Annotated in this window: 5 protein-coding genes; all 5 read left to right on the plus strand. The window is 66.3% G+C overall.

All coding sequences use genetic code 11. From position 1 onward, the window contains the following. On the plus strand, positions 1–986 hold a 986-nt coding region (locus AC1D0N_RS31700), incomplete at its 5' end, for a strawberry notch C-terminal domain-containing protein (protein WP_477250548.1). Positions 987–998: 12 nt separating this feature from the next. Further along, a complete protein-coding gene (locus AC1D0N_RS31705) occupies positions 999–2,054 on the plus strand; it encodes a DUF7146 domain-containing protein (protein ID WP_477250550.1) in 1,056 nt (351 codons plus the stop codon). Positions 2,055–2,302: 248 nt separating this feature from the next. Continuing rightward, positions 2,303–3,244 carry a DUF2493 domain-containing protein gene (locus AC1D0N_RS31710; protein ID WP_477250552.1) on the plus strand — a complete coding sequence of 314 codons (942 nt, stop codon included), beginning with the start codon at positions 2,303–2,305 and terminating at the stop codon, positions 3,242–3,244. A gap of 263 nt (positions 3,245–3,507) precedes the next feature. After that, the gene (locus AC1D0N_RS31715; protein WP_477250553.1) at positions 3,508–4,041 is read left to right on the plus strand and encodes a hypothetical protein; all 534 of its coding nucleotides are present in this window, start codon (positions 3,508–3,510) and stop codon (positions 4,039–4,041) included. A 715-nt stretch (positions 4,042–4,756) separates the two neighbouring features. Next, positions 4,757–5,065 (plus strand): DUF736 domain-containing protein (locus AC1D0N_RS31720; protein ID WP_477250555.1); only part of this gene is annotated, 309 nt, incomplete at its 3' end.

Below are 5,065 nucleotides of genomic sequence, written 5' to 3' on the forward strand. Positions count from 1 at the left end.
CCTGGCTCAACCGCCTGCTGGCGCTGCGCATAGAGACCCAGAACCTGCTGTTCGAAGTGTTCGAGCAACTGATGACGGCGAAGGTTGAGGGCGCGATCGCTGCCGGCTCCTATGACAAAGGTCTAGAGACCATCACGGCGGAGAGCATCGTCGTCACCGATCGTCGCACCGTCCACACCCACCCGGTCTCCGGCGCGCAGTCGCATGTGCTGACAGTCGCGCGCAAGGACCGTATCCAGCCGCTCGGCCTGGTCGACGCGCTGGCCATCGTCCGAGCGGAGCCGCAATCGGTCCTGCTGGTGAACGCCCGTTCCAGCCGTGCGGCAATCCAGCTGCCGACTGCGAGCCTGATGCTCGACGACGGGACGATAGAGCACCGCGTACGCTTGCTGCGGCCGACCGACGAGCTGCGCTTCGGTCTCGACGCCCTGGCCGAAACCCACTGGCAACCGGCGGACCGAAAGCTGTTCTGCGACCTGTGGCAGGCAGAAATCGCCGCCGTCCCGGAGTTCACCGCGAGCACCTTTCACATCGTGACGGGTCTGCTGCTGCCGATCTGGCGGCGCTTGCCGGATCATGATTGCCAAGTCTACCGCATTCAGACCGACGCCGGCGAACGCATCATCGGGCGACACATTGCGCCGACCCTTGTCGCGACCATGTTCCACAATCTGGGGCTTGACGATGTGCCCACCCTCGCGCCGGAAGACGCCTGGAGGGGGATCGTGGAAGGCAGGATCGGACTGCAACTCGCCGATAGCCTGATCCTGCGCCGCAGCCGCGTCATGAACGACTACCGTGTCGAATTGATCGGCTTCACCGACGCGATGATCCCACGGCTGAAGGCGCTGGGGCTGATCTCCGAAGTCATCTCCTGGAAGCTCCGGCTGTTCATCCCCACGTCCGCGCAAGGGGCCGCCATCTTTGGCAAGCTCCTCGACCGCCATACGCTGGTTGGCGTCACCGACCGTACCTCGGCGGCATAAGGGGAGGCGATCATGTCCAGCTCAGCCTCCGACCTGGCACACCGCCTTGGCGAACATGCCGAGGCGGTGTGCCGCGAATATCTCTCCAACGGCCACCGCTCCGGCAATTACTGGATGGTCGGCGATGTCCGCAACACGCGCGGCCGTTCGATGCATGTGCGGCTCAAGGCGGTTGGCGGCAAAGCAGCTGGAAAATGGGTCGACGAGTCATCGGGGGAGTATGGCGACCTGCTTGACGTCATCGAGCAGAGCTGTGGCCTGGTCGACTTCCGCGAGGTCGCGGATGAAGCACGTCGCTTCCTCTCCATGCCGCTGCCACCGTCCCAGCGCGCGCCCCAGCCCCTTGTCGCGCATCGCCAGCCTGCCGCAACACGCGGCTCGCCTGACGCGGCGCGTCGCCTGTTCGCCATGTCCCAGCCGATCGTCGGCACGCTGGCCGAACGATACCTTGCCGGCCGCGGCCTCCTGCTTTCCGCGCATGAGCGCGCGCTACGTTTCCATCCCGGCTGCTACTACAGGGATCTCGTGACCGGCGAGACGCAGACCCTGCCTGCGCTGATTGCCGCTGTCACCAACCTCGACGGGGAGATCACCGGCCTGCAGCGCACCTGGCTTGATCCTTTGGGTCAGAGCAAGGCGCAACTCAAAGATCCACGCCGCTCGCTGGGAGACCTCCTTGGCAACGGCATCTGGCTTGGTCTTGAGCCCGGCGTGCCCGTCCCGGCCATGACCGCCGGCGAGGGGTTCGAGACGATGGCCTCGCTGCGCACGCTGATGCCGGCACTGCCTGTGGCCGCCGCGACCTCGGCCAATCACCTCGCCGACCTGATCTTGCCGCCTGGCTGCCGTCGCCTCTACATTGCAGCCGATGCCGACGCCGCCGGCCGACACGGCATCGAGCGTCTCAGCCGACGCGCAGGCGAGGCTGGGATTCTCGCCCTGGTGTTGCGGCCCCAGCTCGGCGACTTCAACGACGATTTGCGCCATCTCGGCCCCGCCCATCTCGCGGCATGGCTGCGCGATCAGTTCGTCCCGGAGGATGCCTGTCTCTTCCTGCCGCCCGCATAAACGGCCCTGATAGGTAGCCGGGCGGGGGTGGCGTCACCGGAAGACTTTTAGGCATGGCGGCGGTCCGCCGGGAGAGGCCGCGCCCGCGGCCTGCCCGAGAGGCGACCCCTGCCACGCCCCGGTCACGGCCGCAACGGCTGCGCCGTCCTCCGCTCGCGCTCCGGCCTTCGGTGCGGCCGCGACCGGGGCGCGGCCGGGATGCGCTGTCAGGCCGCGATAGGCGCGGCCACAACCGACGGAGACACGCCATGACCTACGACATTCCTCTCGACGACGCCTACGAGCCCTCCCACGCCTCCTCGCCGACCGACCGCGTCATCCTCGAACTGCAGATGTACGGCCATCGCCCGCATCAGGACGAACCTGACCCTCGGCCGCTTCCCGACGACGGGGTGATCCGGGCCGGCCTCGCCGGGATCGTAGAAACCTTCGCCGGCATGCTCGGCGACACCAGGCTCGAGCCCGATCTCGACGACCTGCTCTGGTCCTTCGCGAACGTCTTCCACCGTGCCGCCGAGCGCGTCGCCCGAAGCCTCGACCGCAATGAGGAGGCGCAGCGTTCAAGCCAGCAGGAGCAGGACGGCTCCGAGGTGAAGTCCGTCGAGCTGGAGCGGCTGACCGCGGAAGGCATCAGCTATATCGAGCGCCGCAACGTGCTCGAAATCATGCGCGACGAGGCCGCCGACCTCTACGAGGCGCAGACCGGATCGGCATGGCGGCCGCGCACCGGCTCCAAGGTCAACCACCAGGCGATGACGTCGGCGGTGATCGACTCTCGCGACTTCCTCGCCGCCCGCCGCCACGCCGAGACCGAGGTGCTGGTGCCCGCGGGCACCAAGATCGCCTTCGCCGGCGGCCTTGAGTGCAACGACCATGAGCGGATCTGGGACGCCCTCGACAAGGCCCGCGAGAAACATCCGGACATGGTGCTGCTGCACGGCGGCAGCCCGCGCGGAGCCGAACGCATCGCCGCCTGCTGGGCCGAGAGCCGCAAGGTCACGCAGATCGCCTTCAAGCCGGACTGGAACCGGCACGCCAAGGCCGCCCCGTTCCGGCGCAACGACCAGCTTCTCTCGGTGGTGCCTTACGGCCTGATTGTCTTTCCCGGCTCCGGCATCACCGACAACCTTGCCGACAAGGCCCGTCGGCTCGGCATCCCCGTCTGGCGGTTCGCGGAGGGCGGCGCGTGAAGCGCCGCTTTCCTCGCAACCGCACCATCGAACCCGACCGGGCGCGGGCGGGTTTGGCCGAAGCGCACCAAAGCCTCGCGCGAAGCACGGCACCTCCGCTTCGGGCGCGCCGGCCTCGGCCGGCCGGGCTCTAGTAGCGGCGTCCCGCCGCTTCCCGCGCCGGCTTCGCCGTCTCGGCCTTCGGGTGACGATCCCTCGCGCAGGGCAGAGGGAGAGGGCGGCCGGTGCGGGGCGGGGGACGCTGGAGAGAAAGGAAAGTCACGATGTCGATGATATTCATAGGTGGATCACGCGAGATATTCGAGCTGCCGGAACCTGCCATCACTCGCATCGGCGCAATCGTTGCTGCCGAGCACGGCGTGCTGATTGGCGACGCGTCGGGAGCCGATGCCGAGGCGCAGGGCCTGCTCGCGGGCTACAAGTACGAGCATGTCGGCGTGTTCCATGCCGGCGAGGAACCCCTTAATAATCTGGGCGACTGGGCCGCCTACCATGTTCCTTCTCCTGAGGCTGCCAGAGGATATTGGGTCCACGCCGCCAAAGACCGGGAGATGGCGCGGCGCGCCGACTTTGGCATGATGGTCTGGGACGGCGCATCACCCGGCACGGCCGTCAACGTGCTTCGGCTGGCCATCGCGAACAAGCCGTGCGTCATTTACGATCTGGCCAGGGGCAGCATGGCGACCACGTACAATGTGGAAGACTGGTGTGCCATGCTCGGCCATGCCGGTCCCGACATTCGCCGCCAAGCCGAAGCCCGCATGACGCCGGACGAGCGTCTGGCGCTGCCAGGATGATATGGGCGCGGTCCGCCGACAGCCCGGCGGGTCCGAACCGATATGCTTGATCCGGCACCGAGCCCCAACTCCATTTGTATGAGCGGCCGGAGCCGGCCCCTTTCGAAACCGGCCCACGCGCAGAGCCGCAGGGCGTTGGGCAGTAGGATCATCTTGACCCGTCTCGCATCTGAAGCGGGTGCGAGCGCGCCGAACATCCTGGCTTGCGCGGTCATCCATCGTGGCTTCGAGGCATTGCTACCGAGGGCCGTGAAGTTCGCTGCCAGTCTGCTCCGATCTCGAAAACGCTGTGCCGCCATCCCGACCAGAAAGGCGGTTCACGCGCCATGCTGCTGTTCGAGGTATTGACGACGCATGCGACATGACCCGGGGGTGCGCGGCAAGCATGTTCCGGCGATCCGGCAGCGTTGCATGGACGGCCAAGCGATGGCCGCCTGAGTTCTTGTCCATCTGCCGCATCCGGGGCCATTCCCGTTTCATGTCGCCTTTGTAGACGACCGCCTGCTTTGTGCGGTCAACCCCCGTTGGGGGTACACTCGGCGAATATTCAGGAAAATTCGATTCCTGTTTTTTGTCTGCGGACAGGCGAAGGGCCTGCCCGCTATTTTTCGGAAAATAGAATTTTCCAGAATTTTCGCCAAGATGACCGCAGCAGGACGGCCCTCTCCTTTGGCGCCATCGGGAATGGTCCCGATGCATCCGAAGGAGAACTACCATGGCCACCACGATCGCAAACCTCACCACCAAGGCCGACGGCTCGATGGAAGGCGTCTTTGCCACGCTCCGGGTCAACGCCCCGATCACGCTCATCCCGAACACCAACAAGTCGCGCGAGGACGCCCCGGACTACCGGATCGTCAACAAGCGCACGGGCTTCGAGATCGGAGCCGGCTGGCACCGCGTCTCCCAGCGTTCGGGAGAGGAATACCTCTCGGTCAAGCTGGAAGCCCCCGAGATCGGCGTGATCTTCGGCAATCTCGCTCCCGCCCCGGGTGGTGAGGAAAACAAGAAGGTCATCCTCTGG

The sequence above is a fragment of the Mesorhizobium sp. P2_E10 genome (assembly GCF_056404235.1).

What these genes read in the sequence shown, in the direction of transcription:
- AC1D0N_RS31705 (WP_477250550.1), top strand. Translation starts at nt 999, where the DNA reads ATGTCCAGCTCAGCCTCCGACCTGGCACACCGCCTTGGCGAACATGCC.
- AC1D0N_RS31715 (WP_477250553.1), top strand. Translation starts at nt 3,508, where the DNA reads ATGTCGATGATATTCATAGGTGGATCACGCGAGATATTCGAGCTGCCG.
- AC1D0N_RS31710 (WP_477250552.1), top strand. Translation starts at nt 2,303, where the DNA reads ATGACCTACGACATTCCTCTCGACGACGCCTACGAGCCCTCCCACGCC.